Origin of the sequence: Arthrobacter sp. H5 (genome assembly GCF_000520595.1) — a bacterium.
In the GTDB taxonomy this organism is placed as follows: domain Bacteria; phylum Actinomycetota; class Actinomycetes; order Actinomycetales; family Micrococcaceae; genus Arthrobacter_D.
The window spans coordinates 30960-35069 of the sequence record NZ_KI914988.1; the positions used below are offsets into that span (position 1 = coordinate 30960).

Consider the following 4110-nt stretch of genomic DNA (forward strand, 5'->3'; position numbering starts at 1 on the left):
GGATTGTGGACCTGCTCGGCACAAGCCGGCCCATGACCTCCACACAAATACAGCTGCGGCTCGGCCATGAAGAGGCACGGGTCAAGGAGCAGTGGGGGTGGAACTGGAATTCAGTCAAGCGGGTTCTTGAGGAGCTATTCCAGCAGGGTGTGGTTTCGGCGGCCGGACGGACGCCGCAGTTTGAGAGGCGTTATCCGCTGACCTCGCGTGTGATGCCGGATCCGGTTCATGCGCTCACCGCGGTTGATCCGGCCGAGGCCATTCTGCACCTGGCCGAACGTGCCGCCGCCGCGTTGGGGGTGGGAACCGTGCGGTGCATTTCCGACTATTTTCGTATCCCCAGGACGTCCACCAAGGCGGCCGTAGACACCCTGGTCCAGCGCGGCACCCTGTCGCCCGTAAGTATTGAGGGCTGGGACCGGGCGGCCTATCGTCACGTGGCTGCTGTCCTTCCCCGCAGGGCATCGGGCAAAGCGCTCCTGAGCCCCTTCGACTCGCTGGTATTCGAACGCGGACGGCTTCATTCCCTCTTTGGGTTTCACTACCGGATCGAGATCTACACTCCTGCCCCAGCGAGGAAGTACGGCTACTATGTTCTGCCATTCTTGCTCGGGGACCGGATTGTCGCGAGGCTGGATCTGAAGGCGGACCGGATATCGCGCAGGCTTCTTGTCCGCGGAACCCACGGCGAGCCGGACGCTCCGCCGGATATCGCCGTCGAACTTGCCTCCGAGCTTGTAACAATGGCCGCCTGGCTGGATCTCGATGACGTGGTGGTCGAAGCGAACGGAAATCTGGCTTCGGCACTGAATGCTGCAATCACTTCCGCTTAATCCGCCCGGAGGGAACTAAATCGGAGGACGAGACGTCTCTCACGTAGACTGAACACGCCAGATTTCGGCGCACCTAGATTGGGAGCAAATACCAGTGCCATCACTTCTCGAACGAGTACTCCGCACCGGCGATAAGAAGACACTGAAGAAACTCCGAAATTTTGCCGACGCGATCAACATCCTGGAGGATGAGTTCCGCGCGCTCAGCGACGAGGAGTTGCGCGGCGAAACGGACAAACTGAAGAAGCGCTATGAGGACGGCGAGTCACTGGATGCGCTGCTGCCGGAGGCTTTTGCATCGGTGCGGGAAGCCTCCAGCAGAACCCTTGGTTTGAGGCACTTCGACGTTCAGCTGATGGGCGGGGCCGCGCTCCACCTCGGAAATATCGCCGAGATGAAAACCGGTGAGGGTAAAACCCTGGTCGCCACGGCGCCGGCCTATCTGAACGCGCTCACCGGCAAAGGCGTTCACATTGTCACGACCAATGATTACCTGGCTGAATACCAGTCAGACCTCATGGGCCGGGTATTCCGCTTTCTCGGAATGAGCTGCGGATGCATCCTGTCAAAACAGGATCCGTCCGTCCGCCGAGAACAATACAACTCGGACATCACCTACGGAACGAACAACGAGTTCGGCTTCGACTACCTTCGCGACAACATGGCGTGGAGCGCGGCCGAACTGGTTCAGCGGGGCCACAACTTCGCCATCGTTGACGAGGTTGACTCGATCCTGATCGATGAGGCACGCACACCGCTCATCATTTCCGGTCAGGCGTCAGGTGATGTCAACCGCTGGTACACGGAGTTCTCCAAGGTTGTGCAGCGTCTGGCGCGCGATTCGGACTACGAGGTCGATGAGAAGAAGAGGACGGTCGGAGTTCTCGAGGGCGGCATCGAAAAGGTGGAGGACTACCTTGGCATCCAAAACCTTTACGAGTCCGCAAACACCCCGTTGATTGGATTCCTGAACAATGCCATCAAGGCTAAGGAACTGTTCAAGCGGGATAAGGATTACGTAGTGCTCAACGGCGAAGTCATGATCGTCGATGAGCATACCGGCAGGATCCTCGCCGGTCGACGGTACAACGAAGGCATGCACCAAGCGATCGAAGCCAAAGAGGGCGTCGAGATCAAGGCTGAGAACCAGACACTCGCCACCGTGACATTGCAGAATTACTTCCGGCTCTATGACAACCTGTCCGGAATGACCGGCACGGCCGAAACGGAGGCTGCCGAGTTCATGGGAACCTATAAGCTCGGCGTGGTCCCGATTCCCACGAATATGCCGATGGTCCGCGAGGATAATTCCGACCTGATCTACAAGAACGAGGTCGCAAAGTTCGACGCAGTGGTGAAGGACATCACCGAGCGGCACGAGCTTGGCCAGCCGGTGCTCGTGGGCACCACGTCGGTGGAGAAGAGCGAGTACCTGTCCAAGCAGCTTGCCAAGGCCGGTGTGCGTCACGAGGTGCTGAATGCGAAGAACCATGCGAGGGAGGCGGCCATCGTTGCCCAGGCTGGCCGCAAGGGCGCCGTCACGGTCGCTACCAACATGGCGGGCCGCGGAACTGACATCATGCTGGGTGGTAATGCGGAGTTCAACGCCGTTACCGAGCTTGAAAAGAAAGGACTCCACCCCGCCGAAAATCCGGACGAGTACGAAGCCGAGTGGCCAAAGGCGCTGGCCGCTGCCAAGGAGTCTGTGGTGGCCGAGCAGGAGGAGGTTCGCAGCCTCGGTGGCCTGTACGTGCTGGGAACCGAACGCCATGAGTCGAGGCGGATCGACAACCAGCTGCGCGGACGGTCTGGTCGTCAGGGTGATCCGGGTAAGTCGCGGTTCTACCTTTCCTTGACCGATGACCTGATGAGGTTGTTCAACTCCGGCGCCGCAGAGCGCATCATGAACAGCTCTACAATGCCGGACGACGTGGCACTCGAATCCAAGATGGTCTCCAAGGCGATCGAAAACGCCCAGGGCCAGGTCGAGGGACGCAACGCGGAGCAACGGAAGAACGTGCTGAAGTACGACGACGTTCTGAATCGTCAGCGTGAAGCGATCTACGGCGATCGCCGGCGCATCCTGGAAGGCGGCGATCTTCATGAGAAGGTTGCGTTCTTCCTGGAGGATGTGGTTACCGCCATGGTGGATGAGGCGACCGGGCAGGGGCATGGGGACGACTGGGACTACGAACAGCTGTGGACCAACCTCAGGACCCTTTATCCCGTGTCACTCACGATTGAAGAGGTTGTTGAGGAGGCTGGGGGCAAGTCCAAAATCACCCGGGACTTCCTGCACGCAGAAATCCTCTCGGACGCCCGGGTATCCTACGAGAAGCGCGAGGCTGCTCTCGGTGAGCGGAGCATGCGCGAGCTGGAGCGACGCGTGGTGCTGTCGGTGATCGGACGCAAGTGGCAGGAGCATCTCTATGAAATGGACTACCTGAAGGAAGGCATTGGGCTCCGCGCCATGGCGCAGCGTGATCCGCTGGTTGAGTATCAGCGGGAAGGCTTTGTGCTGTTCCAGACCATGATGGAGGCCATCCGAGAGGAAAGCATCGGATATATCTTCAATCTTGAGGTTGAGGTTACTCCGGCGCAGCAGTCGGGACTTCCGGGCGTCCAGGACGGCAGGGGATTGGTGCAGACGCCAACCATCCGGGCGGCCGGTCTCGAGGTTCCCGAAAGACCCGCAAGCCTGAGTTTTACGGCACCGAATGCGCAGGGCGAGGTGGAAACCCGCGTAGAGCGCCGCCGAAGCCGGTCTTCCGAAACCGAGTCCAAGCCCAATGGTTCAAAATCTGGCACACGGTCGGATTCCAAGCGTCGAAAGAAGTAGGAACGCTCAACCGACTTCCAGTTCGGTTGCGCGCCATTGTCCGCGTCGTCGCTCGATCCGAAGAGCGACGGCGCGGACTCTCTTTTGTTCCGCGACGATCACGGCTGCCTCGAAAACCGCTGCCGAGACGGGGCACACCCGCACCGCGCGGATCATAATGTTTCGGTGCAGCCTGACGCCCGGGGCTGTTCCCGCCTCGTACCTTTGCCGCTGTTCAACGCTGCGCACCAGATTCGCCCGCAGATGCAGCCGCTCGTAGCTTTTGGAATCCAGCACCCTGGCCATGTGTTGCAGCGGTCGGGTGCCGCTCAGGACCTCAAGGGCGCCACGGGCTGTCTTTCGTGCCAGTATCTCCACCTCCGCAGGGATCGAGTGTGGTTCCTGCAATGGCAGCAAGGGGACTACATCCGCCAGCGCGCTGTTGGCCGTGTGGACCTG

General features: G+C 60.1%; 3 protein-coding genes. 2 read left to right on the forward strand and 1 reads right to left on the reverse strand.

Annotation, left to right across the window (positions count from 1 at the left end):
• The coding region (locus Y708_RS23630) for a winged helix-turn-helix domain-containing protein (RefSeq protein ID WP_035775647.1) at window positions 1-833 on the forward strand (833 nt) is incomplete at its 5' end.
• A gap of 94 nt (window positions 834-927) precedes the next feature.
• Window positions 928-3672, forward strand: a complete 2745-nt coding sequence (gene secA / locus Y708_RS0107485; protein WP_028279444.1) for a preprotein translocase subunit SecA — start codon at window positions 928-930, stop codon at window positions 3670-3672.
• Window positions 3673-3678: 6 nt separating this feature from the next.
• Here secA and Y708_RS23635 read toward each other — a convergent pair.
• Window positions 3679-4110: Rv3235 family protein (locus tag Y708_RS23635; protein WP_051478798.1), on the reverse strand; the 432-nt coding region annotated here is incomplete at its 5' end.